This is a genomic window from Acinetobacter cumulans, assembly GCF_003024525.3.
In the GTDB taxonomy this organism is placed as follows: Bacteria; Pseudomonadota; Gammaproteobacteria; order Pseudomonadales; family Moraxellaceae; genus Acinetobacter; species Acinetobacter cumulans.
Genome location: NZ_CP035934.2, coordinates 207,005 through 230,394 on the forward strand (window position 1 = coordinate 207,005; position 23,390 = coordinate 230,394).

General features: G+C 38.9%; 29 protein-coding genes and 1 pseudogene. 20 read left to right on the forward strand and 10 right to left on the reverse strand.

What is annotated here, in order from left to right; translation table 11 throughout:
• Window positions 1-6: 6 nt before the first annotated feature.
• From C9E88_RS00900 to C9E88_RS00910, 3 genes are all read left to right on the forward strand, one after another.
• Window positions 7-2,238: a LysM peptidoglycan-binding domain-containing protein gene (locus C9E88_RS00900; RefSeq protein ID WP_106985296.1), complete on the forward strand. Its 2,232-nt coding sequence runs from the start codon at window positions 7-9 to the stop codon at window positions 2,236-2,238.
• Window position 2,239: 1 nt separating this feature from the next.
• Window positions 2,240-3,139, forward strand: a complete 900-nt coding sequence (locus tag C9E88_RS00905; protein WP_137287898.1) for a hypothetical protein — start codon at window positions 2,240-2,242, stop codon at window positions 3,137-3,139.
• Between the two features lie 326 nt (window positions 3,140-3,465).
• Entirely contained in the window at window positions 3,466-3,687 is a 222-nt protein-coding gene (locus C9E88_RS00910; protein ID WP_137287897.1) for a hypothetical protein, read from the forward strand.
• 226 nt (window positions 3,688-3,913) lie between these two features.
• Here the strand turns inward: C9E88_RS00910 and C9E88_RS00915 are convergent.
• A pseudogene (locus C9E88_RS00915) lies at window positions 3,914-4,063 on the reverse strand (Dyp-type peroxidase); the annotation flags it as partial.
• Window positions 4,064-4,139: 76 nt separating this feature from the next.
• Here C9E88_RS00915 and C9E88_RS17725 point away from each other — a divergent pair.
• Together C9E88_RS17725 and C9E88_RS00925 are read left to right on the forward strand one after the other, a co-directional pair.
• Entirely contained in the window at window positions 4,140-4,553 is a 414-nt protein-coding gene (locus tag C9E88_RS17725; RefSeq protein ID WP_227865833.1) for a hypothetical protein, read from the forward strand.
• Window positions 4,554-4,561: 8 nt separating this feature from the next.
• Window positions 4,562-5,452, forward strand: a complete 891-nt coding sequence (locus C9E88_RS00925) for a hypothetical protein (RefSeq protein ID WP_106985299.1) — start codon at window positions 4,562-4,564, stop codon at window positions 5,450-5,452.
• A gap of 38 nt (window positions 5,453-5,490) precedes the next feature.
• Here C9E88_RS00925 and C9E88_RS00930 read toward each other — a convergent pair whose 3' ends face one another.
• On the reverse strand, window positions 5,491-6,411 hold the full coding sequence (locus C9E88_RS00930) for a Dyp-type peroxidase (protein WP_106985300.1): 921 nt from the start codon (window positions 6,409-6,411) through the stop codon (window positions 5,491-5,493).
• A 161-nt stretch (window positions 6,412-6,572) separates the two neighbouring features.
• Here C9E88_RS00930 and C9E88_RS00935 point away from each other — a divergent pair, with 161 nt between their 5' ends.
• The gene (locus C9E88_RS00935) at window positions 6,573-7,193 is read left to right on the forward strand and encodes a LysE family transporter (protein WP_106985301.1); all 621 of its coding nucleotides are present in this window, start codon (window positions 6,573-6,575) and stop codon (window positions 7,191-7,193) included.
• 94 nt (window positions 7,194-7,287) lie between these two features.
• The gene (locus C9E88_RS00940) at window positions 7,288-7,542 is read left to right on the forward strand and encodes a hypothetical protein (RefSeq protein WP_106985302.1); all 255 of its coding nucleotides are present in this window, start codon (window positions 7,288-7,290) and stop codon (window positions 7,540-7,542) included.
• An 11-nt stretch (window positions 7,543-7,553) separates the two neighbouring features.
• Here the strand turns inward: C9E88_RS00940 and C9E88_RS00945 are convergent, their stop codons facing one another.
• From C9E88_RS00945 to C9E88_RS00960, 4 genes are all read right to left on the reverse strand, one after another.
• Entirely contained in the window at window positions 7,554-8,066 is a 513-nt protein-coding gene (locus C9E88_RS00945; protein ID WP_106985303.1) for a DinB family protein, read from the reverse strand.
• Between the two features lie 92 nt (window positions 8,067-8,158).
• Complete coding sequence (gene znuB / locus C9E88_RS00950) at window positions 8,159-8,959, reverse strand: zinc ABC transporter permease subunit ZnuB (protein ID WP_106985304.1); 801 nt, start codon at window positions 8,957-8,959, stop codon at window positions 8,159-8,161.
• Window positions 8,960-8,962: 3 nt separating this feature from the next.
• Complete coding sequence (gene znuC, locus C9E88_RS00955) at window positions 8,963-9,745, reverse strand: zinc ABC transporter ATP-binding protein ZnuC (protein WP_106985305.1); 783 nt, start codon at window positions 9,743-9,745, stop codon at window positions 8,963-8,965.
• Window positions 9,727-10,224 (reverse strand): transcriptional repressor, encoded by a 498-nt coding sequence (locus tag C9E88_RS00960; protein WP_106985306.1) that lies wholly within the window; start codon window positions 10,222-10,224, stop codon window positions 9,727-9,729. The genes znuC and C9E88_RS00960 overlap by 19 nt, the downstream gene beginning before the upstream one ends.
• A 137-nt stretch (window positions 10,225-10,361) precedes the next feature.
• Here C9E88_RS00960 and C9E88_RS00965 point away from each other — a divergent pair, with 137 nt between their 5' ends.
• The 11 genes from C9E88_RS00965 (at window position 10,362) to C9E88_RS01015 (ending at window position 19,041) form a co-directional block, all read left to right on the forward strand.
• Entirely contained in the window at window positions 10,362-11,201 is an 840-nt protein-coding gene (locus tag C9E88_RS00965) for a metal ABC transporter solute-binding protein, Zn/Mn family (RefSeq protein WP_106985307.1), read from the forward strand.
• 171 nt (window positions 11,202-11,372) lie between these two features.
• On the forward strand, window positions 11,373-11,771 hold the full coding sequence (locus C9E88_RS00970) for an ATP synthase subunit I (RefSeq protein ID WP_106985339.1): 399 nt from the start codon (window positions 11,373-11,375) through the stop codon (window positions 11,769-11,771).
• A gap of 104 nt (window positions 11,772-11,875) precedes the next feature.
• Entirely contained in the window at window positions 11,876-12,751 is an 876-nt protein-coding gene (gene atpB, locus C9E88_RS00975; protein ID WP_106985308.1) for a F0F1 ATP synthase subunit A, read from the forward strand.
• Between the two features lie 83 nt (window positions 12,752-12,834).
• Window positions 12,835-13,080: a F0F1 ATP synthase subunit C gene (atpE, locus tag C9E88_RS00980; RefSeq protein WP_000424060.1), complete on the forward strand. Its 246-nt coding sequence runs from the start codon at window positions 12,835-12,837 to the stop codon at window positions 13,078-13,080.
• Window positions 13,081-13,118: 38 nt separating this feature from the next.
• Window positions 13,119-13,589 carry a F0F1 ATP synthase subunit B gene (locus tag C9E88_RS00985; RefSeq protein ID WP_106985309.1) on the forward strand — a complete coding sequence of 157 codons (471 nt, stop codon included), beginning with the start codon at window positions 13,119-13,121 and terminating at the stop codon, window positions 13,587-13,589.
• A gap of 12 nt (window positions 13,590-13,601) precedes the next feature.
• Window positions 13,602-14,138 (forward strand): F0F1 ATP synthase subunit delta, encoded by a 537-nt coding sequence (locus C9E88_RS00990; protein ID WP_106985310.1) that lies wholly within the window; start codon window positions 13,602-13,604, stop codon window positions 14,136-14,138.
• Window positions 14,139-14,198: 60 nt separating this feature from the next.
• On the forward strand, window positions 14,199-15,743 hold the full coding sequence (atpA, locus tag C9E88_RS00995; protein ID WP_106985311.1) for a F0F1 ATP synthase subunit alpha: 1,545 nt from the start codon (window positions 14,199-14,201) through the stop codon (window positions 15,741-15,743).
• A gap of 89 nt (window positions 15,744-15,832) precedes the next feature.
• Window positions 15,833-16,702 carry a F0F1 ATP synthase subunit gamma gene (atpG, locus tag C9E88_RS01000; protein ID WP_106985312.1) on the forward strand — a complete coding sequence of 290 codons (870 nt, stop codon included), beginning with the start codon at window positions 15,833-15,835 and terminating at the stop codon, window positions 16,700-16,702.
• Window positions 16,703-16,728: 26 nt separating this feature from the next.
• The gene (gene atpD / locus C9E88_RS01005) at window positions 16,729-18,123 is read left to right on the forward strand and encodes a F0F1 ATP synthase subunit beta (protein WP_106985313.1); all 1,395 of its coding nucleotides are present in this window, start codon (window positions 16,729-16,731) and stop codon (window positions 18,121-18,123) included.
• A 26-nt stretch (window positions 18,124-18,149) separates the two neighbouring features.
• Complete coding sequence (locus tag C9E88_RS01010) at window positions 18,150-18,569, forward strand: F0F1 ATP synthase subunit epsilon (RefSeq protein WP_106985314.1); 420 nt, start codon at window positions 18,150-18,152, stop codon at window positions 18,567-18,569.
• 166 nt (window positions 18,570-18,735) lie between these two features.
• Window positions 18,736-19,041 (forward strand): hypothetical protein, encoded by a 306-nt coding sequence (locus C9E88_RS01015; RefSeq protein ID WP_106985315.1) that lies wholly within the window; start codon window positions 18,736-18,738, stop codon window positions 19,039-19,041.
• Here the strand turns inward: C9E88_RS01015 and C9E88_RS01020 are convergent.
• Window positions 19,038-19,481, reverse strand: a complete 444-nt coding sequence (locus C9E88_RS01020; RefSeq protein ID WP_106985316.1) for an AAA family ATPase — start codon at window positions 19,479-19,481, stop codon at window positions 19,038-19,040. The two genes, C9E88_RS01015 and C9E88_RS01020, sit on opposite strands and share 4 nt — an antisense overlap.
• 151 nt (window positions 19,482-19,632) lie before the next feature.
• Here C9E88_RS01020 and C9E88_RS01025 point away from each other — a divergent pair, with 151 nt between their 5' ends.
• A complete protein-coding gene (locus tag C9E88_RS01025; RefSeq protein ID WP_162368821.1) occupies window positions 19,633-20,499 on the forward strand; it encodes a D-hexose-6-phosphate mutarotase in 867 nt (288 codons plus the stop codon).
• A 165-nt stretch (window positions 20,500-20,664) separates the two neighbouring features.
• Window positions 20,665-21,072: a hypothetical protein gene (locus C9E88_RS01030; RefSeq protein WP_341870895.1), complete on the forward strand. Its 408-nt coding sequence runs from the start codon at window positions 20,665-20,667 to the stop codon at window positions 21,070-21,072.
• Here C9E88_RS01030 and C9E88_RS01035 read toward each other — a convergent pair.
• From C9E88_RS01035 to C9E88_RS01045, 3 genes are all read right to left on the reverse strand, one after another.
• The gene (locus C9E88_RS01035) at window positions 21,069-22,067 is read right to left on the reverse strand and encodes a pirin family protein (RefSeq protein WP_106985319.1); all 999 of its coding nucleotides are present in this window, start codon (window positions 22,065-22,067) and stop codon (window positions 21,069-21,071) included. The genes C9E88_RS01030 and C9E88_RS01035 overlap by 4 nt on opposite strands.
• 102 nt (window positions 22,068-22,169) lie before the next feature.
• Window positions 22,170-22,775 (reverse strand): hypothetical protein, encoded by a 606-nt coding sequence (locus tag C9E88_RS01040; RefSeq protein WP_106985320.1) that lies wholly within the window; start codon window positions 22,773-22,775, stop codon window positions 22,170-22,172.
• 149 nt (window positions 22,776-22,924) lie between these two features.
• The gene (locus tag C9E88_RS01045) at window positions 22,925-23,302 is read right to left on the reverse strand and encodes an RcnB family protein (protein WP_106985321.1); all 378 of its coding nucleotides are present in this window, start codon (window positions 23,300-23,302) and stop codon (window positions 22,925-22,927) included.
• Window positions 23,303-23,390: the final 88 nt, after the last annotated feature.

Sequence of the window (23,390 nt, forward strand, 5' to 3'; positions counted from 1 at the left end):
AAAAATATGTCTAATAAAGCTTTAGTAACAGTACAAATTCTAGATGCTCTTGGTAACCCAATACCTAAGATTCACTATCAAGTTAGAAATCAGAAAACAGATCAGCATGTTGTAAAAGGTATCACTAATTCAAAGGGCTGTTTTTATGAAATTCAGCGGGACAAAGGAACGGTTTTAGATGTATATGTGAAAAATCTATTTGATGATGGTATGAAAAAAGTCAAATCTTTTACTCTGTCAAAAGATCGAATGTTAGTTAAGGTAATTAGTCCAAAATTGCTTATAGATTTAAAAACTTTAGAAAATAATGGTAAACAAGGTGGTTATAAGCGCAAGACGCATATAGTTCAGAAAGGAGACACCTTAACTTCGATTGCACAAAAGTATCAGACTACAGTTAGGGCATTAGACGTTCTAAATAACCTTGAAAATAAAAATAAAATTAGCATAGGCCAAATTATTAAATTGCCAGTTAATACGCCAGCAACAGGCAATAAAAGCAGTCAGGATAAGAAACCGCAGCCGATTAAAAAGCAGCCAGAGAAGACCAAGTCTCAAAAATCAGCACCACCTAAACATGATGAAAAGAAAGCTAATCAATCATCAGAATCTAAGTTAGATGATTATAAAAATAAGGCATTGGAAAAGCTTAATGAATGGTATGAGGATGGGAAAAAAGCTTTAACTGAAGCTGTTAAAATTGAAATGAAAGAGGACAGAAGTCAGGATGGAGGTACTCCCAAATCTGATACATCAAATTTATGCAAGTCATCGCCTCAATGTATTTCAAGTGGGCAAAGTGAATTAATACGGGAAATTAATATCCGTTTAGCTGGCTTTGGCGGTGCTTTACCTACTGATAAATTTACTCCTTTAACTGAAGCTTGTATCAAACAGTTTCAGAGGGATTATATGGGGGTTCCTGAAACAGGAAAGATTTGCGGAACCCTACTTTCAAGTTTAGATAAATTTCGTGATGAATATGGAATATCTAAATTCATGGAATCTTTTAAATGTCCATGTGGAAAATGTAGTGGATTTGGAAAGGCGAGAAGTGGCACATTTACATTTGAAAGTTTTCAGAAGAATACTAATACTTATATTAAAGTTCAAAAGACATTAACAGAACCCAAAGGTATGCATCGAAGTCTAATATGGGGGCTGAAGGCTATGGAGTTTTATTTTAGTAAGAAAGAAAATCCTAGGGGATATAAGATTTCTGGCATTTCTTCTGGTTATAGATGTGTAGATAATAATTTAAAAAACCGAAGAGCAACAGTGAATCATTTGGGAACTGCGGTAGATATTATTATACGTGATAAAAATAATCAAGCTATAGATAAGAACGAATTGGAGAACCACGTCAGAAAGGAATGGTTTTGTAAGTATCTGAATGCTGCTATGGGATGGTTACCAAATCAATTTGGTTTAGAAAAACTTTCACATGGAGCTACGAGCTGGGTACATTTGGATATTAGAGAGTTTTCAAATGAGTTTAAGGATGATAATTTTTTTTCAAGTAGTAAGGAAGTCTTAAACGGAGACTACTTAATTAATATATTTAAAAAAGATGGTAATTTAATCAAAGTGTTAGGCTGTGCCGGATTAACTTCGAATCAGGAAAATTCAAAATTGAGCGATAGCTCATTAGAAGAATTGATTAAACAATTGGGTGATGTTATTGCTCATGGAGAAGGTAACTATGAGTCCTATAATAGTGGTACAAAAAATGTTAAGGATGATAAAGTCGGATTTTCATTTCGAAATCCTCCTAAAGGAACAGTAACCTCAAAAACTATTAATCAAATAATTGCTAACGCAAAGGAAAAAGATGGAAATAATAAAGATAGGTTATTTGCTACGGGTAAATATCAAACGACTTACTATACTTTGCAAGCTGGAATTGATAAAGGGTATTTTACTGGATCTGAGGTATATGATGTTAATATGCAAGAAAAAGTATTTCGAGAATTTCTAATTAGCAAGCGCTCGACTTTATATGAATTTGTTCGAAATGGAAAAGGTAATTTAACTGATGCTCAATATGATGCAGCGCAAGAATGGGCATCTGTAGCTGTCCCAAAAGGAAAGCCAATAGGTAGTGGAGCTATTTCGAATGGTAAGAAATCTTACTACGAAAAAAAAGGTCAAAACTCCTCATCTGATGAATCCACAAAAAAAGTAATTGAAATCTTGGCAAAGATTCAATCGTATCATGCAAATAAAAAAAAGGTGTAAAATGAAATTATTTAAACGTCTGAATGTCTGTATATACTCGTTATTAATAGCATCAGTTGGGGCTTTTTCAATTAGTAATGCTAATGTTATTGAAGCAAGTGATGTTCATGATTGTAAATTTGATTTTGATAGTGTGAATTTTTGTGAGAAAAAATATTTAGAATTATATAATAAAATTTTAAAAGAAAAAAAATCCAATTTTTATAATAATAAATATGTTGATAGTTTTAAATATAATGGAAATTCTTATTTTTTTGTTATTGAATTGAGTAAAAGTAAGGTGTATACATTACCAGTTTCAGTAACATCATTGAAGAGTATAAAAAATGTGGATTTTGAAAATAATAATAATGTACTTTGTTTGAGTGGAAATGTTAACCAATTTCAAAACTCATATAGAAAATCTAAAGTATGTTATCAATATGAAAATGGTGATTTTAAATTAAAATCTACGGAGCTTCTAGATGGGGTTTCTTCAAAAAATAAAAATACAGATGTTAAAGAAATAATATTGCCAACATCTTCAGATTATTTTATAAATTGTTCGAAAATGAACTCAACAAGTAAATGTGAAAAGCTGAGTTCTATTGAAAATCACGTTTATATGCTAAATGATATAAAAAGTATGTCACCTGAAATTGTAGGGATTTTTAATAACCAAAAAATTAAAAACTTGAATTTAGATGGAATTAAGTTTCTTCCAAGTGTTGGTGGTTCTCAATACATCATTGGTGAAAAATACCAAGATACAGACAATGATTCCAATACATTTTTTTATTTATTAAAAATTAAACCAAATGTTGATGTTAAAAACATAGGTAGTTTTTATTCAATCGATAAAAATTTTAATTTGTTTTATAAAGATGAATCTGGAAACAATAAGAATTTAAAACTGGATTAGCTAAATAGTAAAAAATTTATTGTAAATACTTTGGTAGGGAATTTAATGTGTTTTGGTAGTAGTGATAAACCCCACTGGTTTCATGATGGGTATTAAATTGTGAATAAATTATTTATATATATCCTTATTGTTTTTTTATTTCATGCAGCTCAAATAAAGATGCAAAAGTTATTTAATCTGAGCAAAAAACAGATGTTTCTAATCAGCATTTAAAATATAAAAGCAAATTGAATTATGATGTTGGTCGGGTTTAGTCCTTAGATTTTAGTTGTATTGCTAGTAATCAGCCGATAAATAACGCAAGTCCGGTGTTGGTTAAATTTGAATTGGATGATGAAAATGGACATGTTAAAAATATTGTGTATGAGAAAGTAAAAATAAACTTATCACCTAATGACGAATGTATAAAAGCTATGAATAGATCATCATTAGAAAGAATTTTTTCTTATTTTTATGGTTTAGATGAGAAACCTGATTCTGGTGTTGTAGATTATTTTGTTGTGGGTGAAGAAAATATTTTTTTAAAACAAAAAAAGGAAAAATTGTAGCATTAGATTTAAATCAAGATGGTAAGGAAGATTTTATTGATATGTGTTATTCATTAGAAGGTTCTCATTTTAATATTTGGGATTCACCAAATAAAAAATTAAAAATTTTTCATGATGCCATATATTTAGATTTTGACACTATTAATAATTGTCATGATCAAGATTATTCAAAGCCTTAGGTTGCTAAGTTTATGAAGAAAAGCCGACTTTCGTCGGCTTCATTTAATCACCCTTCCAACACTTTTTCCAGCAAATCTTCACTCGGCGCAAAGTAATACGCGCCATCCATAGGTGTAACAAAGTGAAGTAAACGGTCTTGAATACCATCGCCGCTGGTGCCAAACATACGTCTTAACATACAGCTGATAATTTTTAAAATCATTTGTCAGTTAGTGATGTAGATACAAATAATCTAGTAGATGTAGGTGATGCTATATTTACTATGCTGACATATGACAAAAATACATAAAGGAAAAATTGGTAAACCAGTTAATCTATATTTGGATGGAAATCAAAGTGCAGAGCAAAGTATTATTAGAGAAAATAATAAGCAGATAATTTCAATTAAGGCTGAAAAGCCGATATTAGAAGTCAGTGGATTCCAATGGTGGAGCAGGTTTATGCCAAGCGAAAGTTTATATGAATTTGTTCGAAATGGAAAAGGTAATTTAACTGATGCTCAATATGATGCAGCGCAAGAATGGGCTTCAATAGCTTTACCTAAAGGTAGTAAGAATAAATTTGGCGTTATTTCTGATGGTTCGGTAGGCTATCACCAATCTGGTACAAATAGAGCTAATTCACATTCAACAGCTAAGGTAAAAGAAATTTTTGAAAAAATTAAAGCATATCATTCATCAAAATAGGTTTAAAAATGAAATTAACCAAATTGTTCCTTTTCTTAATTTTTGGATTATTAAATTCTAGTTTTTCTTATTCGAGAGAGGAATCATCATTTATTAAAGATAGTCTAAAATCTGATAATGTTAGTTCATGTAATGTAGAAAAAATTAAAGTAAACTTTTGTACTAATGAAAAAATAAAAATTTATAATCAAAAAATGGCAAGCACAGCTAATTTTTCAAATGACAAAATACTTATAATATTAAATGAAGATAGATATACCGGTAAAGGTGATAGTAGAAATGTAAAAGCAATTGTTGTCATAGATTCATCAAAAGGAAAAATATACCCTTTGCAACAAATCGTTGGTAATTTTGTGGATTCTAGATTGGAAGTTTTAATTAATGAAAATCCTGAAATTAAGTTCTCTAAATCCTCAAATGAAGTTTGTATTTCTGGAACTACTTATGCTAGTGATGATAATAATATAAATGTTGAAAATGAATGTTATATATTCAAAAATGATAGTTTTAAAAAAATAAAAACAGATCCTGAAATTATAGGTAGTGAAAAAAATACAGTATCAAAAAAATATGATTCTGATGTGCATTTGAAATGTATTTCAAAAAAGACAAAAGAGTGCTCTGGTCTAAATTTAATAGAAACAAAAGAACTGTTTAAAAAGTATGACTTCGTAAACCTATCAGATGGACCAAGTATAGTTCTAGATAGAGGTCGATTTCAATTAATAATTTCACCTTTTGAAGATGAAAGTGGACCAAATTTAAGAGTTATGCAAGTTAAAAATAATAAGTTAGTTGATGAAAAATTTATATATTTAAACAATAGAGTAGAAATAGATAATAATTCAATAATGACGTATTATCAAAATTCTAAAAAAATCATATATCAGTTTAAGTAGTTTTTATATAAAAGCCGACTTTCGTCGGCTTTATTTATTTAACCTTCCAATACTTTTTCTAGCAAATCTTCACTCGGTGCAAAGTAATAAGCGCCATCCATTGGTGTCACAAAGTGAAGTAAGCGGTCATGAATGCCATCACCACTGGTGCCAAACATGCGTACCAACATGCTGTCGATAATGCTTAAATCATTGGTATATGCCACAAAGAACAAGCCTTGATCGCCACGGCCATCGCCATAAGGGAGTGAATGACGCAAAATTGCCATTTCTTCACCTTCACCATCTTCTACAACTGTACGTGACACATGCGAGTTTTCAGGCTGTTCATCTTCATCTAACTCAATAGACTCAAGTTTAGTACGGCCAATCACATGCTCTTGCGCATCGACTTTCAGCTTTTTCCACTTATCCAAATTATGCGCATAACGCTGTGCAAAAATAAAAGAGCCATTGGCAAATACGCCAGCATCTTCAGCTAGCAATGCTGTTTCAGCACGATCATCTGGAAATTGCGGATTTTCAGTTCCGTCAATAAAGCCGGTTAAATCACGGCCATTAAAATTGCGGAAGCACACACGTTCATCCAGTACTTCAACTTTATCTTGAATACCATCAAAGAATGCTTGGCTCAGCGCAAAGCAAATATCTGTACGCTGTGCTGCAATATGGATAAATACATCTGCTGGTGCAGCAGGCATATTAAATGAACCAGCAATAGGATCTAATTGTTTAAAACCTACTGGTGTTTCAGTATAAAGCTTTGCCCAAAGCTCAGGGCCAAATGCGACAGCTGTTTTAATTTCTGCTTGAGGATGCTGCGTGATCAGGCGGTCACGTGTATCAAATAAATCGTTTAGTTTTTCTTTTAATTCTTCAATGCTTAAATCATTTAAACGAAGAACAATAAAACGCGCATGATCTGAGGGTAGCGGTAAAATAACAGATTGAGCGGTCATGCATGGCTCCTAAAATTTTGAATTTTTGCGTAGCTCATTCTATTGTGCCCTATCAACCGTAGAGTGGGTAGCCTAATCACGTATTTTTATTGCTCGATTATCGGCCCATAAAACTGTAAATATCATATAATTGTTTCACTTTTAAAAACAGTACATCAACAATGTCCTTCCAAATCTGGCTGGCTTTTATGCTGGCATGTTGGGTGATTAGTATTTCTCCTGGCGCGGGTGCAATCGCATCTATGTCGAGCGGTCTAAACTATGGCTTTAAACATGGCTATTGGAATGCGCTGGGCTTGCAAGTTGCGTTATTAGTACAAATAGGCATTGTGGCTGCAGGGGCAGGGGTACTTTTTGCAACTACACCTTGGGCATTTTTGCTTGTGAAATGGTTTGGTGTTTTATATTTGCTGTATTTGGCTTATCTACAGTGGACTGCACCTACACAGTCTATTGATATTCAAAATGATTTACCCAATAAATCACGTGGTAAATTGGTGTTATACGGTTTCTTTGTCAATATGAGCAATCCTAAAGCGATTGTTTTTTTATTGGCAGTTTTACCTCAATTTATCGATTTAACCCAACCGCAGTGGCCACAATATAGCATTATGGCCATGACCATGATTAGTATCGATTTGATCGTGATGGCTGGCTATACCGGTTTAGCTGCCAAAGTATTAAGACTCTTAAAATCACCCAAGCAACAAAAGTATATGAATCGGACTTTTGCTGTGTTGTTTACCTGCGCAGCTAGTTTACTCAGCTTGGTACATCAATGATTTATACGCCTATGCTTTAAAGATAAGGTCTTGTTACTGTATAGATTGAGCTGATATATTTGAGGTTTATTGAATAAAATAAGTAGAAAAAACAATGTCTACAGGACTTTGGATCTTAATTTATATTTTACATTGCATCCTGACAAAATGGATTATATCGTGGGGCGGTGCAGCCTATATTCAGGGCTGGAAAACATGGTTTTTCTTTAGCTCCTCTCAATCTGAAGAATGGAGCAAAGACCAAGTGATTATGATGGCATGGTTCTTTTGGATAGGCTTTTCCATCTTATTTTTGATTGGGTTGTTTAATCCAGAATTTCGCTTCTATAAATTAAAAAATAGCCTTTAATACAATCATGCTCATGCGTCATTTTTTGATTCTTCAAGTAGCATATAAATCAAATCTAATTCAGGGCAGCCATATCCCATGCTGGTAAGCGCGGCAGTTATTTGTCCACGGTGATGTGTACTATGATTAAACACATGTAGTAAAGTGGGTGCAAAAGGTAGGCAGATCGAATGTCCGGTTGAGCTTATGTAATTTAATTGACTATTCAGGCGTAAAGGGTCCAACTGGTCTAAAAAATGAAGCCAATTTTCAGCACGCCAGTTGAGTTCATCAATAAGAGGCTGACGTTCTGTATGCACAATATGATGAAGCGCTAGTTGAGCCGAGTAACCATTTTGAAAGCGAGGAAACCATAAATAGTGCTCGCCAACCAATAAATGATTTAATGTTCCCAAAATACTTTTAAAAAATAAGCCACAATCTTTATAAAAGTCATCATCTGATATGTGATTTAAACAGGCATATAAGCGTTGGTTGGCCCAAATGTTATAGCGAGCAAGTAACTGAAAATCAGTAATGTCCATGAGCGGTGAAGTTTGTATTTTGAATAAATAGAGTTATAGCCTTTATATAGGTATAAAAAAACTGCCCGAAAGCAGTTTTTTTAGATTTAAGCTTAGGCGATTTTTTTTATTTTCTGCATCGCAAAAATAAGTGCAAATAATATCGACATGGTCAGCACAATGCTCAGACCTGTTGAGATGTTTAAACCCGCACTCGACCATAAGCCGACAGTCACCCCAACTTGCGCTATTCCAAATGCCCAAATCACCATCTGTTTAGGTGAGTGTGCGAGTAAACGTGCCGTCAGGGCAGGGATTACCAAGAGTGCTCCCATTAATAACGAGCCGACAGCACGTAAGGCCAAGACGGTAAATAAAGCCAGTAACAACATAAAAATTAGGCGTTGCCATTTTGCATTAACACCTTCACTGACTGCCATGTCTGGATCAATCGCAATTTGGATTTGTGCTTGCCAATGCTTGAATAACACCACCAAAGCCAAACTAATCACAACTGCAAATACAGGTAAATCCGACCAGCCAATGGTCAGTAGGTCGCCAAATAAATAGCTGAGTAATTCTGGACGTAAGCTCGGCAGGTGTTGAATGAACAAAAGCCCCGAACAAAGTAGTGTCGCAGAACATAGAGCGAGTAGGGCATCATTGGGTAAGCGCGGATCATGCAAAACCCATAAAATTCCGACCAACATCATTGCCAATAAAGCCACACCAACCCAAAGGGGTAAACTTAATGCACCTGCAATGGCAACACCTAATAAAGTGCCATGCGCCATCGTGTCTGCAAAAAAGGACATACGACGCCACAGCATCAAACATCCAAGTGGTGCGGTTAAAAACACCAAAAGCGTGCCCATAATCCATGCGGGTAAAAGCAGTTGTAGCCATTCCATCATGGGTTATGCCTCAGGTTCAGGGTGAATATGTGGGCGCGCATCATGCTGACAAGGCGTTGCTGCATCACCATGGGCGCAGTGATCATGATGATGTTGATAGAACACACGGTTGTTGCCAAAGATCGCTTGATATTCAGGATGCTGTTGCACATTCTCAGGGAGACCGCTACAGCAAATATGCTTGTTTAAACATACAACTCGATGTGTTCCTTGCATCACCCATTGTAGGTCATGAGAGACCATTAACACTGCACAGCCATATTTAGCAGGTAAACTCCGTACATAGTCATAGAGTTCTGCTTCGGATTGAATATCTAAGCCTTGCATCGGTTCATCTAAAACCAATACATCAGGACGACGTAAGAGCGCACGTGCGAGTAACACCCGTTGACGTTCACCACCTGAGAGCTGTTGAACTTTGGACTGTTGTAACTTGGCGATGCCTGTATCCCGAATAATCTCTTGCTTGGTGGTAGCGTCACATTTTTCTAAAGCAAGTAGGTCGCAAACACGCAAGGGGAGGCTATGAGAGGGGTTAAATTTTTGGGGTACATAGGAAAATTTTAACTTGGGCTGTGTATGAATCTTGCCTGAGTTCGGTTGAATAATCCCTAAAAGTACTTTAATTAAGGTCGATTTTCCTGCGCCATTGGGACCAATTAAGGTCACAATTTCACCCTGATGCAAGGTGAAATCGACATGTTTTAAAATATCGCGTTCATCAATGCGAACAGAAACTTGATTGAGCTCTGCCAGAATAGCTGGGCTTAATGTTGAAGACGACACTGCTGACAAAGTCCTGAAATTTCAATAATGCTGTGGTGAGCAGTAAATTCGTCCGATGCTGACAATTGCTCTAATTGGTGAAGTAGACCTTGAGCAGATGCTTCTTTAACGACTTTACATTGGGTGCAAATTAAAAAAGCAGCTTGATGTCCTTCACGTGGATGACAGCAGGGGATATAGGCATTAATTGACGTAAGACGGTGAATTAAGCCTTTTTCTAATAAAAAATCTAGGGTGCGATAAACCGTTGGTGGGGCAGCAGGCCGGTCTGATTCACTTTTTATTTTGGCCAATAAATCATAAGCGCCCATTGGTGCAGTCGCATTTAAAATCAGTTCCAACACTTCCTTACGCAAAGGGGTGAGGCGTGCACCAGTAGAAGCACATAATTGTTCAGCTTCAGCCAGACGTTGTGCAACGTTATGGTGGTCATGAACGCCATGTAGTGCATTGTGATGTTCGTGTGAACAAGTGCTCATAGCTACCCTCAAGTGCAAAACTGAAAATTTAAAAAGACATTAAATCTTAACATGAAGCGCATCAACTTACGATCAGGCGTAGGTATTTTTACAATTTTGTTATATTATAACACTTCTGATTTTATGTAGTCTCCCTCATGTCCCGTTTCCTTGCATTTTGTGCGGTTGCACTTTTTAGTTCGATGAGCTGGGCTCAAGGCCTAGTCGTATCAACACACCCAATTTATTTGATTGCAAAGGAAGTCACACAAGGGGTAGAGGAGCCAACCTTATTATTAGAAAACCAAACAGGTCATGATGTCAGCTTAACGCCAGCACACCGTAAAATTGTACAAGATGCAGAATTGGTGCTTTGGTTAGGTAAGGCACATGAAGCGCCCTTAGAAAAACTACTTGCCAATAATGATCGAAGTATTGCGATACTCGATTCAGGCATAGTCACCACTTTTCCGCTACGAAATCCACGTGGACAGGCATTGCCGAATACGGTTGATACGCATGTATGGTTAGAGCCAAATAACGCTGTACGTATCGGCTTTTTTATTGCGGCACTACGTTCACAGCAGAAGCCTGCCAATCGTGAAAAATATTGGGCCAATGCCCGTAATTTTGCACATGAAATGCTTTTGAATGCGCAACGTTTAAACAAAAGTGCTAAGGCTCAACCGTATTGGGCCTATCATGATGCTTATCAATACCTCGAACGTTCACTCAATTTAAAATTTTCGGGTGCAATGACCGATGATCCACATATTGCGCCAACACTTGCACAAATCAAATTTCTAAACGATAGCCGACCACAAAGCAAAATGTGCTTACTAGCGGAAGGCCATGCCAGTAAAAATCAATACCAAAAGCTGGGTGCGACAGTGTTTGAGGCTGTAGATGAAAGCATGGCTGGTCAGAATGATTTCTTGCTCGCCTGGAAGCAACTTGCAGAACAAACACAAAATTGTGTGCTAAATGCACGAAAATGATGCAAAAAATAATCAGTTATTGATTAGATTAAAAGCGGATTATTGATTGAAAAAAACCAGACTTAGGTCGGGAAAAGATTGCATGTTCAAGGGTGTAACTCTATAATGCCTGCGATTAAAAATAATCATCAGCTAAACTTGTCAAGCATAATTGCTGTGAGTGTACAAAAAATGAGCCGAACTAGTCGCTTGATTGATCGACGATTAGCGAAAGCTTTAGTCATCTTACAAGCAGTAATGATTCCTGTTTCAGCCTTGATTGGGTGGGTCCTCAAAGACTCTACTGCGGCATTGAGTGCAGCCTTGGGTGCACTGGTCTGCTGGCTGGCTAGCTGCTACTTTACGTGGCAGTCTTTTAGAGCTGCTGGCGCCCGCGCAACCAAGCAGGTGCTGTCCAACATGTATCGTGGCATGATGGGCAAGTTTGCAATAGTGATTGTTGGATTCATTTTGATTTTGAGCAATGTAAAGCCACTGTCACCGGCCGCATTGTTTTGTGGTTTTATCCTCGTTCAAGCCATGTCGTGGGTTGCGCCTTTTTGGGCGTCACGTCTACAGAAACGAGTTTAAGCGCAGTAGAAATTGAAAAGTTTTTTCAGGAATTAACGAGATATCAAGCAGCACGCGATATTCGTTACTTCCATTAGTTTTTTGACATTGACCAGGTGTGATTTATGGCTGCTGAAGAACATGCCCTTACTTCGACCGAGTATATCAAGCACCACTTGACCAATATGACCTATGGCAAAATGCCAGACGGTACATGGAAGTTGGCTGAGACTGGCGCTGAAGCTCAACAGATGGGGTTCACTGCTATTCACTTGGATTCAATGGGTTGGTCGATCGGCCTTGGTATTATTTTCTGTTTGTTGTTCTGGATTGTAGCGAAAGCTGCAAACGCTGGTGTTCCAACCAAGTTCCAGTCTGCAATCGAAATGATTATCGAGTTTGTTGACTCAAGTGTCCGCGACACATTCCATGGCAAATCACGTTTGATTGCGCCTTTAGCTTTGACCATCTTCGTGTGGATTTTCCTCATGAACTTGATGGACTTGATCCCTGTTGACTGGATTCCTTATACAGCTCAACTGATCGGCGCGAATGTGTTTGGTATGGACCCTCACCACGTTTACTTCAAAATCGTTCCATCTACTGATCCTAACATTACCCTTGGTATGGCATTATCAGTATTTGCGTTAACTATTTTCTATAGTATCCGTGAAAAAGGTCTAGTCGGATTTGGTGCAGAATTTGCGCTTAACCCATTTAACCCAAGTAACCCAGTTTTAAAAGCTATCCTGATTCCAGTAAACATTTTACTTGAATTGGTAACTTTTATTGCACGTCCAATCTCATTGGCTCTTCGACTGTTCGGTAACATGTATGCAGGTGAGTTAATCTTCATCTTAATCGCATTACTACCGTTCTGGATCCAGTGGGCGTTGTCTGTGCCTTGGGCGATCTTCCATATTCTCGTTATTACGTTACAAGCATTCATTTTCATGATGTTGACTATCGTATATATGAGTATGGCTAGCGAAAAGCATTAATGGTATTGCCTGACTATCGAAGATAGTTGGGCGCACAATTTTTTAATTTAATTTGGTATAAACCTAACCTCTGAGGAATTATCATGGAACTCACTTTAGGTCTAGTTGCAATTGCATCTGCTATCTTGATCGCTTTCGGTGCTTTAGGTACTGCGATTGGTTTTGGTCTTCTAGGCGGCCGTTTCTTAGAAGCTGTTGCTCGTCAACCAGAATTGGCTCCACAACTTCAAACTCGTATGTTCTTAATTGCGGGTCTTCTTGATGCTGTGCCTATGATCGGTGTTGGTATTGGCTTGTTCTTCATCTTCGCTAATCCATTTGTAGGTTAATCAGCTTAATTCCTAAATTAAACTATTGAGGAATAGCAATGAATATCAACCTCACATTGATTGGCCAAGCGATTGCATTTGCGATTTTTGTCGCATTCTGCATGAAGTTTGTATGGCCACCACTAATCAATGCGATTAGTGAGCGTCAGCGTAAAATCGCTGATGGCTTAAACGCGGCTGAAAAAGCAAAAGCTGACCTTGCGGATGCGCAAGCTCAAGTGAAAGCTGAATTAGACGCTGCTAAAGCACAAGCGGCTCAATTGATCGAACAAGCGAACCGTCGCGCTGCACAATTGGTAGAAGAAGCTCGCACTCAAGCATCTGCTGAAGGTGAACGTATTCGTCAACAAGCGAAAGAAGCTGTTGATACAGATATCAATGCTGCACGCGAAGAATTACGTCAACATGTTGCTGCTCTTGCAGTTACTGGTGCAGAGAAAATTCTGAACCAACAAGTTGATGCAGAAGCTCACAATGCCATGCTGACTCAGCTGGCTGCTAAACTTTAAGAGAGGCAGATTATGGCTGAACTCTTGACGTTGGCACGCCCATATGCAAAAGCAGCATTTGCTTACGCATCTGAGCAAAATGCAGCTGACTCATGGTCAACTGCGCTTGAATTGCTCAGTGCTACAGTACAAGACGAAGCATTTTCAGCTTACTTAAATCGTCCTGAGCTTACTCCTGCACAGCAGGTGTCTGTTTTGGCAAAAGTTTTAGGTGAAGACCAAACTGCAGCAGTGTCAAACTTTTTGACATTGCTTGCTGAAAACAACCGTTTGGTACTTCTTCCTGAGATTGCTGCGGAATTTGAACAGCTCAAATCACAGAATAACAATACTGTGGATGTTGTGATTGAATCAGCATTCCCATTGACTTCTGTACAGGAACAATTACTTACACATGCATTAGAGAAGAAATTCGAAGCAGCTGTAAATGTGACTGTTGAAGTGAAACCAGAGTTAATTGCTGGTGTAGTTATTCGTGCAGGCGACCAAGTGATAGATGATTCTGCGCTTAATAAGCTTGAAAAAATGCGGACTCGTCTTCTAGCGTAATTATTTTAAAAATTACTGCGTAAGAAGACTGAACTTACATAAAGATTGAGGTATAGCGCAATGCAACAACTGAATCCATCCGAGATCAGTGCGCTCATTAAACAGCGTATCGGCGATCTGGACACCAGCGCAACCGCTAAAAACGAAGGTACCATTGTTATGGTATCTGACGGTATTGTGCGCATTCACGGTCTTGCTGATGCAATGTACGGTGAAATGATCGAATTCGACGGCGGCCTTTACGGTATGGCACTGAACCTAGAACAGGATTCAGTGGGCGTCGTTGTTTTAGGTAACTACTTAAGCCTTCAAGAAGGTCAAAAAGCTCGTTGCACAGGTCGTGTATTAGAAGTTCCGGTTGGTCCAGAACTTTTAGGCCGTGTAGTAGATGCTTTGGGTAACCCAATTGACGGTAAAGGCCCAATTGATGCAAAACTTACTGATGCTGTTGAAAAAGTAGCACCAGGCGTAATTTGGCGTCAATCAGTGGATGAACCTGTACAAACTGGTTATAAATCAGTAGATACAATGATTCCAGTAGGCCGTGGTCAGCGTGAGTTGATCATTGGTGACCGTCAAACTGGTAAAACAGCTATGGCGATCGATGCGATCATCGCTCAGAAAAACTCTGGCATTAAATGTGTATACGTAGCAGTTGGTCAAAAACAATCAACTATCGCTAACGTTGTACGTAAGCTAGAAGAAACTGGCGCTATGGCGTATACAACTGTTGTAGCAGCAGCGGCAGCGGATCCAGCAGCAATGCTTTTCCTTGCTCCGTACTCAGGCTGTACAATGGGCGAATACTTCCGTGACCGCGGTGAAGACGCACTTATCATTTACGATGATTTGTCTAAGCAAGCAGTTGCTTACCGTCAAATTTCATTGTTATTACGTCGTCCACCAGGTCGTGAAGCGTACCCAGGTGACGTATTCTATCTTCACTCTCGTCTTCTTGAACGTGCTTCGCGCGTTTCTGCTGACTACGTTGAGAAATTCACGAATGGTGAAGTTAAAGGCCAAACTGGTTCTTTGACTGCATTGCCAATCATTGAAACTCAAGCGGGTGACGTATCTGCATTCGTACCAACGAACGTAATTTCGATTACTGATGGTCAGATCTTCCTTGAAACATCATTATTCAATGCAGGTATTCGTCCTGCTGTGAACGCGGGTATCTCTGTATCTCGTGTTGGTGGTTCTGCGCAAACTAAGATCATCAAAAAATTGTCTGGTGGTATCCGTACCGCTTTGGCGCAATACCGTGAATTGGCAGCGTTTGCTCAGTTCGCTTCTGACCTTGACGAAGCAACTCGTAAGCAACTTGAACATGGTCAACGTGTAACTGAGTTAATGAAGCAAAAACAATATGCTCCTTACTCAATTGCTGACCAAGCTGTTTCAGTTTATGCATCTAACGAAGGTTATATGACTGACGTTGAAGTTAAGAAAATCGTAGACTTTGATGCTGCGCTTATTGCTTACTTCCGTTCAGAAAATGCAGCGTTAATGCAAAAAATTGATGAGTCTGGTGCTTGGGATAAAGAAATCGAAGCAGCATTCAAATCAGGTATTGAAAGCTTCAAAGCGACTCAAACTTACTAATTTCAACTTTAGTTGGATTTAGTGTCGGTTTGGTTCACGGAATCAACCTTCGAGGGCTCGAAAGGGCCTTCGAATACTAGGTTAAGCGTATGGCAAATTTAAAAGAAATTCGCGCCAAAGTAGCTAGTATCAAAAGCACGCAGAAAATTACTCGCGCGATGCAGATGGTAGCAGCTTCTAAGATGCGTCGTGCGCAAGAGCGCATGGCTCAAGGCCGTCCGTATGCCGAAAATATGCACCGTGTAATTGCTCATTTGGTACAAGCGAATCCTGAATATAAACACCGTTATATGGTTGAACGTCCTGTTAAGCGCGTTGGCTATATCATTGTGTCTTCAGATCGTGGCCTTGCTGGTGGTTTGAACATTAACCTGTTCAAGAAAGTGGTAAAACACGTTCAACAGCAACAAGAGCAGTCAATTGAAGTTCAATTTGCTTTGATTGGTCAAAAAGCGGTTTCGTTTTTTAAAAACTACGGCGGTAAAGTGCTTGGTGCGACTACGAATGTAGGCGATACACCGAGTCTTGAACAGTTATCTGGTTCTGTACAGGTGATGTTAGATGCATTTGATAAAGGCGAGTTAGATCGTATTTATCTAGTGTCTAACGGCTTTGTCAACGCCATGACTCAAAACCAAAAAATCGAACAACTTGTTCCTTTAGCTGCTGCTGAAGAAGACAAGACTCTTAACCGTCAATACGGTTGGGATTACTTATACGAGCCAGAAGCTGAAGAGCTTTTAAATGGCTTGTTGGTTCGTTACATTGAGTCTGTGGTGTATCAAGGTGTGATTGAAAACATCGCGTGTGAGCAGTCTGCTCGTATGGTTGCAATGAAAGCTGCAACTGATAACGCTGGTGAAATCATCAAGAGCCTACAACTTATTTATAACAAGCTGCGTCAAGCCGCGATTACTCAGGAAATTTCTGAGATCGTTGGTGGTGCCGCTGCCGTTTAACATTATTTTGAATTGAGGAGACAGCAATGACTGGCGGTCGTATCATTCAGATCATCGGCGCGGTAATCGACGTCGAGTTTGAACGCAACAGCGTTCCTAAGATCTATGACGCTCTACAAGTTGATGGCACTGAAACTACATTAGAAGTTCAGCAACAACTTGGTGATGGCGTAGTTCGTACTATTGCAATGGGTTCTACTGAAGGCCTTAAGCGTGGTTTGAACGTAACGAATACTAACGCGCCTATCTCTGTACCAGTTGGTACAGCGACTCTTGGCCGTATCATGGACGTTCTTGGTCGCCCGATCGACGAAGCTGGTCCTGTTGCGACTGAAGCGCGTTTACCTATTCACCGTCAAGCACCTTCTTATGCAGAACAAGCGGCTTCTACTGACCTTTTAGAAACTGGTATTAAAGTAATTGACTTACTTTGCCCGTTCGCTAAAGGTGGTAAAGTTGGTCTGTTCGGTGGTGCCGGTGTTGGTAAAACTGTAAACATGATGGAGTTGATCAACAACATCGCGAAAGCTCACTCAGGTTTATCTGTGTTTGCTGGTGTTGGTGAGCGTACTCGTGAAGGTAATGACTTCTATCACGAAATGAAAGACTCTAACGTTCTAGACAAAGTAGCAATGGTCTACGGTCAGATGAACGAGCCACCAGGTAACCGTTTACGCGTAGCGTTGACTGGTCTTACTATGGCTGAGTACTTCCGTGATGAGAAAGACGAAAACGGTAAAGGCCGTGACGTATTATTGTTCGTAGACAACATCTACCGTTATACACTTGCGGGTACTGAAGTATCAGCATTGTTAGGTCGTATGCCGTCTGCTGTAGGTTACCAACCAACTCTTGCAGAAGAGATGGGTGTTCTACAAGAACGTATTACTTCTACTAAGTCTGGTTCTATTACGTCAATTCAAGCGGTATACGTACCTGCCGATGACTTAACAGATCCATCGCCTGCGACTACCTTCGCTCACTTGGACGCAACTGTAGTATTGAGCCGTGACATCGCATCTTCTGGTATTTACCCAGCGATCGATCCACTTGACTCAACTTCACGTCAGTTAGATCCACTTGTAGTTGGCCAAGAGCATTACGAAATCGCTCGTTCAGTTCAAAACGTTCTTCAACGTTATAAAGAATTGAAAGACATTATCGCAATTCTTGGTATGGACGAATTGGCAGAAGAAGACAAACTTACTGTATACCGTGCACGTAAGATCCAACGTTTCTTCTCTCAACCGTTCCACGTAGCTGAAGTATTTACTGGCGCGCCTGGTAAATTAGTATCTCTTAAAGACACAATCCGTGGCTTTAAAGGTCTTTTAGCTGGTGAATACGACCACATTCCAGAACAAGCGTTCTACATGGTTGGTGGTATTGACGAAGTTATTGCTAAAGCTGAGAAACTTTAATTAGTGACCTAATTTAGGAGATTCTCATGGCGAATATGCAGTGTGATGTTGTAAGTGTTCAAGAGTCTTTGTACTCTGGCACTGTAACGATGCTAATTGCTAAAGGTGCTGGTGGTGAGTTAGGTATTATGCCTGGCCATGCGCCACTAGTAACTTTACTTAAGCCGGGCGCGATCCGCGTTCTGCTTGAGAATGGTACAGAAGAGTTAATCTATGTATCTGGTGGTGTTCTAGAAGTTCAACCGCACGTTGTTACGGTTCTTGCAGATACTGCAATCCGTGCCGACAACTTAGATGAAGCTGCAATTCTTGAAGCGCGTAAAAACGCTGAAAACTTGCTAGCAAATCAAAAGAGCGATTTGGACGCTGCTGCTGCTTTGGCTGCTCTTGCAGAAACTGCTGCTCAGTTGGAAACAATCCGCAAAATCAAAAACCGCGCTCAATAAGACGCAGTTTGAGATTGAAGAAACCGTCCGAAAGGGCGGTTTTTTTTGCTATAAATTAAATGTTTATCTAAAGCTTTAAGGTTATTTTTTATGGCTAAAGTTGCATATATTTTATGCAATAATTGGAGTATGTTCGGTCAATTATTTAGCATCTAAGTAGCACAGTATGAATTTGATTGCGTATGAAGCTCAAAGTTGGGAACTGTATCGAGATGATGAACGCTATTATCTCAGTATTGCGATGGATATGAGCTCCGTAGTGTCTTGTTGGGATTTAGTTTTGAACCAAGATGAAATACAAGCTTATGAACACCGTGGTCGTGTCAGTATTCAGGAATTGGCAAAGCGAATGATTGAGCAGGCCTACAAAGGCGATTTCAGCAATATGGAAAGCCGTTTAGCGAAACCGTATGAGCGTTATGCTATGCAAAGTGCATATAAAATTTGGCAGGGTAGCCAAAAAGTGGATTAATCAAACATAGGTATTACTGAAAATTCACCATTGCCAATAATCTTCAACTTAAAAATTTGACTAAAGCCTTCATCGAGTTTGGGTATTTCAAGCTTCTTATAAGTTGCTCGAACGCCAACTTCAGGAATATTGGCTTTACCTTCGCGGTGGCGATTACGTTCTAAAGTGCTGTTTAAATCGGTTTCAAAATAATAAGAAATCACTTCAAAGCCAGCATCTTTGGCCCGTTGAATATAGCGAGCACGATCTTGCTGGGTTGGGTTGGTATTATCAATGACCATTTGGGTTTGAGAGGCTAAACCAGCTTCAAAAATGATATTTTCTCGATGCCGTGTTTTCAGCATATCCAAGTTAATACGCAAATGGCTATGGGCTAAATTTAGTAAATAGAAACTCGATTTACCTGCTGCTTGTACACCCGTAAAAATAATCAGTTGCATCGAATCGTACTTTAGCCATGAACAAAAAATAATTAAATCATGCCAACCGTATAGACACAATCTTCGTAAAATTCATTTAGAAAGTGGTGACTTAACGTATTCGCTATCTATTACAATAGATAGAACACAGATGATAACTAAAAGAGTCGCCATGCAACAGCTTGAAGGAATTGAATATCGGCAATTTGCACAGAGTGAGCTGCATTATATTCAGGTATCTAATGCATTTTGTGAGGCAAAAATTGCATTGCAAGGTGGACAGATTCTTGAGTTTTATTCAAAAATGCAGCAACGCCACTTGTTGTGGTTGTCTGAGCTGAATCAATATGTTGTTGCGAAAGCCATTCGAGGTGGGATTCCACTCTGTTTTCCATGGTTTGGTGCACATGAAACTGAACAGGACTTTCCTGCACATGGTTTTGCTCGAAATTTAACATGGCAGTGTCAAGATATTGTGATGGATGACTTTGGTCATCATATTACTTTGCAGCTAAGTGATAGTGAACAGAGTAGAAAATACTGGAATTATGCGTTTAACTTGCAAATGGTGATCCATTGCGAAGAGGTATTAAGACTCGAGTTTAAATTACAGAATTTAGATCATGAGGCCTTTGATTTTGCTTTTGCATGGCATAGTTATTTCCCTGCACAGACCACTGGGGCTAGAATTACGGGTCTTGAAGGACAATTTTATATTGATCAGTTGGATCAGAATCAGATAAAGCAGCAAACTGAACATGCCATTAAGTTTGATGCAGAATTAGATCGAATTTATCCTTTAACGAAGATGAATTTTGTATTAGAACAAAGTCCGCAAACTTATATCAATATACAAAGTACCGCGCAAAGTGCAGTGATTTGGAATCCTTGGGTGGACAAAGCAAAACGCATGGCCGATGTTGCAGATGAGGCATGGTGTGATTTTGTATGTATTGAATGTGGTCAAATGGCATCGGCTAAACAATGCTTAAATGCAGGTGCAAGTATTCAGTTTGAACTTACAATCAGTGGCGCATAACTGGTGCTCAGATACGGGATGTGATGTTTTTTTCTGCATTATGGTCATTTGGGATATATTAATGCAGAATTTACTATTAAAAAATAGAATAAAAATATGAAAACATATTGTTATAAATCTTTATTTTTATTGATTATTTGTACTTTTTTGAGTGCATGTCAAACAGTGCGGTATGTAACGAAACCTAATTATCCAACCGAAGCATCGTTGGTGGCCAATGCTTACGATAATGGGCTCAGTACTGAGTTAGACATGCCTTACTTACAAGCCTACTTTAATTTAAAGCAGGCTTACCAACGCTGTGTGGCGTTTAGTACTGATCAAGCCTTGGTATTTACAGATAATCGCTTAGAACAAGAGATTGAGTTGGGTACATTATTTGCTAAAACTGAGCATGGTGAATTTCTACAAAAAACCTTGGTTGAAGGTTTGGGGCAAAATAAAACCCGAATCAGTCTATTTTTGCCCAAACAGTATAAATTTGCCAAACAGCGCTTTAAGCAGGATATCGTACGCGCCAGAGGTCAAGACAAAGCCTGTAATTTAGGTGTCGTGATTCCAATTCAAGCTTAAGATTGTTCTGGAAACTCTTTGCGTTGGCCACCATCATAACTGGCAAAGCGAGCTTGCTCACGTGAAAAAACAGGTGCTGGGCTAGGCCAAGGCCATTCACCAAAATGTGTTGCGCGGTAGCGACGAAATGCGTCATCTAACTCCTGATTTGTATTTAGTACAAATGGGCCACGCATTGCGACAGGTGCACCAATAGGTTCACCTTCAAGCCATAAAATCCGTGCTTCAACTTCGCCTGCTTGGAGTTGAATATTCACATCGGGTTTTAGTTCAGCCAAATGTTTATGCTGAATTTGGGTCTTGGCTAATTCGAGGGTATCGCCTTGATAGAAATAGGCAAATCGCGTTGCAGTTGCGGTTGTTGCTGGAATGGTTAATGTGGCATGGGGTGCGAGGGTAATAAGATAAATATTGACTTTGTTTTCTGGTGCAGCTGCCCATGAGTGTGGTGGTCGTGAAATCGCTTCAGTACCTTGGTATTGCCCAGATATTATGCGGATATCAGTATCACGACCTTGGGTATCTTTTGCGCTTACATGCGGAATATGCTCACGCCAAAACATTTTATAGTCTGCAGGCTGTTGTTTTTGCTCGGGCGATGAATTAAACCAAATTTGAAATAATTCGAATGGATTTTCACGGTCTTCATTGAGTAGCGGAAACATTTCGCAGTGTTCAACGCCACTACCTGTACTTAGCCATTGAACATCGCCAGCGCCATAGCGCCCGCCATTGCCCAAAGAGTCGAAATGATCGACAACGCCTTGCTCTACCAAGGTAATGGTTTCAAATCCTGTATGCGGGTGCTCTGGAAAGCCGGGGACAGTATCACCATAATACATATTGAATTCTTGATGTTGCGCAGCTGTAGCTGGGCCTAAGTTGGCATTGGCCTTGGGGAAATGATCAATATGGTGTGCAGTAAATAGAAAAGGGTCTTTTAAATCTAGACGAAAAGTAATGGGGCTAAGGGCATAAATGACCGCGCCAGACATGGCTACATTCTCTCTATTATTATTGCTAATCTCTTTAATGTAAGAGTGAATGTGGCACAAATCTGTAGCGGAACTGTATAAATTCAGGCCATTTTAGATAGATTAAGAGGTGCTGTCTGAATCTTGGTTTTTATCTTTGGGTTGTTGAATCAGCATAGCGGCTAATTTCAGCATCTCGCCTTGAATATTCCCCATTTGTTGTTCAATTTTTTTAAAGTCGACTTGGCTTAAATCGACTTGGCCATTCAGAAAAGGTGAATTGAGTACCTGTTGATTGGCGTCCAAAATATTTTGGCGGATGTCAGTGATTTCTTGTGACTTGAGCTGGACTTTATTGAGGGCTAGATCAAAGGCTTTTAATTGTTGTTGGAGCTGTGTGGCAGCGTGTTGTAATTGAACATGATCTTGTTGATCTACTGCTTTTTGTAGCTCGCTTTGAGTTTGCTGCAATTGTTGGGTGTAGTCATTGGTGCTGAGCTGTAAATCAGTGACATCACGCATGATATAAAATAAATTGCCTTGCTTTAGATCTGAGCGCGTCGCATCTTGTTGCTCAGACATCGGCTGTATTTCATCCGCAGTATGCGCAAGCTCAGATGTACTTTCACTGCTGGAAGGATCTCGGCCTGATTGATCACAGCCCAGTAAAACCAAACCAGTGGCAAAAATAGTGAATGGGAGAACAGCACCCTGTAGAAACTTTTTCATTACAGCTAAATCTATCTATTTATTTAATTTCTAATATGCAGTCAAAATATGTAAACAAAATAGAGAGACACAAAGTCATAACAAAAAAATGAATGAAATAGATAAAACAAAAAAGAGCGCCGAAGCGCTCTTATATGACTTAGAATGAATTAGCCAGCAATAATTTTAATAATGCTGTGGCTGATGATATTAGTTAACACATAATCGCCATTTACTTTAATCCATTGTTGATTTTTACCTGGTTTACTCAATTTTTTGTATTTGCTGTGATCGACTTTGTAACTGTTGCCACGGTATTGGCTTGGTACTTTTTGTCCTGCACGCCAGTCATGAGCTGGTTTAACCGATTTTTTATGCTGCTGCGCTTGAGGTTTAGCAGGCATTTTATTTTTTTGCACTTGATGCTGTGCAGGGGCCTTTTGATTATGTTCAATTTGAGGCTGATTGTTTTGAGGTGCAGCCATTGCAGGTGCAGCGACTAAAGCTGTTGAAATTGACAGTACAATTGCTTTCATTAATGTATTCATATTTTCACCTGTTATTTGCTACAAGCATTTGTGGATAGCTTCATCATAGAGTTGATTAACAGATAAAAATTGAATGTATTGTTGTAGA

Bases quoted from the DNA above. Each gene is read 5' to 3' on its own strand.
- C9E88_RS00900 (WP_106985296.1), top strand. From the start codon at position 7: ATGTCTAATAAAGCTTTAGTAACAGTACAAATTCTAGATGCTCTTGGT.
- C9E88_RS01010 (WP_106985314.1), top strand. From the start codon at position 18,150: ATGGCGAATATGCAGTGTGATGTTGTAAGTGTTCAAGAGTCTTTGTAC.
- atpG (WP_106985312.1), top strand. From the start codon at position 15,833: ATGGCAAATTTAAAAGAAATTCGCGCCAAAGTAGCTAGTATCAAAAGC.
- C9E88_RS00925 (WP_106985299.1), top strand. From the start codon at position 4,562: ATGAAATTAACCAAATTGTTCCTTTTCTTAATTTTTGGATTATTAAAT.
- C9E88_RS00990 (WP_106985310.1), top strand. From the start codon at position 13,602: ATGGCTGAACTCTTGACGTTGGCACGCCCATATGCAAAAGCAGCATTT.
- C9E88_RS00940 (WP_106985302.1), top strand. From the start codon at position 7,288: ATGTCTACAGGACTTTGGATCTTAATTTATATTTTACATTGCATCCTG.
- C9E88_RS00985 (WP_106985309.1), top strand. From the start codon at position 13,119: ATGAATATCAACCTCACATTGATTGGCCAAGCGATTGCATTTGCGATT.
- C9E88_RS00945 (WP_106985303.1), bottom strand. From the start codon at position 8,066: ATGGACATTACTGATTTTCAGTTACTTGCTCGCTATAACATTTGGGCC.
- C9E88_RS00960 (WP_106985306.1), bottom strand. From the start codon at position 10,224: ATGAGCACTTGTTCACACGAACATCACAATGCACTACATGGCGTTCAT.
- atpD (WP_106985313.1), top strand. From the start codon at position 16,729: ATGACTGGCGGTCGTATCATTCAGATCATCGGCGCGGTAATCGACGTC.
- C9E88_RS01025 (WP_162368821.1), top strand. From the start codon at position 19,633: ATGCAACAGCTTGAAGGAATTGAATATCGGCAATTTGCACAGAGTGAG.
- atpE (WP_000424060.1), top strand. From the start codon at position 12,835: ATGGAACTCACTTTAGGTCTAGTTGCAATTGCATCTGCTATCTTGATC.
- C9E88_RS01035 (WP_106985319.1), bottom strand. From the start codon at position 22,067: ATGTCTGGCGCGGTCATTTATGCCCTTAGCCCCATTACTTTTCGTCTA.
- znuB (WP_106985304.1), bottom strand. From the start codon at position 8,959: ATGATGGAATGGCTACAACTGCTTTTACCCGCATGGATTATGGGCACG.
- C9E88_RS01045 (WP_106985321.1), bottom strand. From the start codon at position 23,302: ATGAATACATTAATGAAAGCAATTGTACTGTCAATTTCAACAGCTTTA.
- C9E88_RS17725 (WP_227865833.1), top strand. From the start codon at position 4,140: ATGACAAAAATACATAAAGGAAAAATTGGTAAACCAGTTAATCTATAT.
- C9E88_RS00970 (WP_106985339.1), top strand. From the start codon at position 11,373: ATGAGCCGAACTAGTCGCTTGATTGATCGACGATTAGCGAAAGCTTTA.
- C9E88_RS00930 (WP_106985300.1), bottom strand. From the start codon at position 6,411: ATGACCGCTCAATCTGTTATTTTACCGCTACCCTCAGATCATGCGCGT.
- C9E88_RS00905 (WP_137287898.1), top strand. From the start codon at position 2,240: ATGAAATTATTTAAACGTCTGAATGTCTGTATATACTCGTTATTAATA.
- atpB (WP_106985308.1), top strand. From the start codon at position 11,876: ATGGCTGCTGAAGAACATGCCCTTACTTCGACCGAGTATATCAAGCAC.
- C9E88_RS00965 (WP_106985307.1), top strand. From the start codon at position 10,362: ATGTCCCGTTTCCTTGCATTTTGTGCGGTTGCACTTTTTAGTTCGATG.
- C9E88_RS01015 (WP_106985315.1), top strand. From the start codon at position 18,736: ATGAATTTGATTGCGTATGAAGCTCAAAGTTGGGAACTGTATCGAGAT.
- C9E88_RS00935 (WP_106985301.1), top strand. From the start codon at position 6,573: ATGTCCTTCCAAATCTGGCTGGCTTTTATGCTGGCATGTTGGGTGATT.
- atpA (WP_106985311.1), top strand. From the start codon at position 14,199: ATGCAACAACTGAATCCATCCGAGATCAGTGCGCTCATTAAACAGCGT.
- C9E88_RS01020 (WP_106985316.1), bottom strand. From the start codon at position 19,481: ATGCAACTGATTATTTTTACGGGTGTACAAGCAGCAGGTAAATCGAGT.
- C9E88_RS01040 (WP_106985320.1), bottom strand. From the start codon at position 22,775: ATGAAAAAGTTTCTACAGGGTGCTGTTCTCCCATTCACTATTTTTGCC.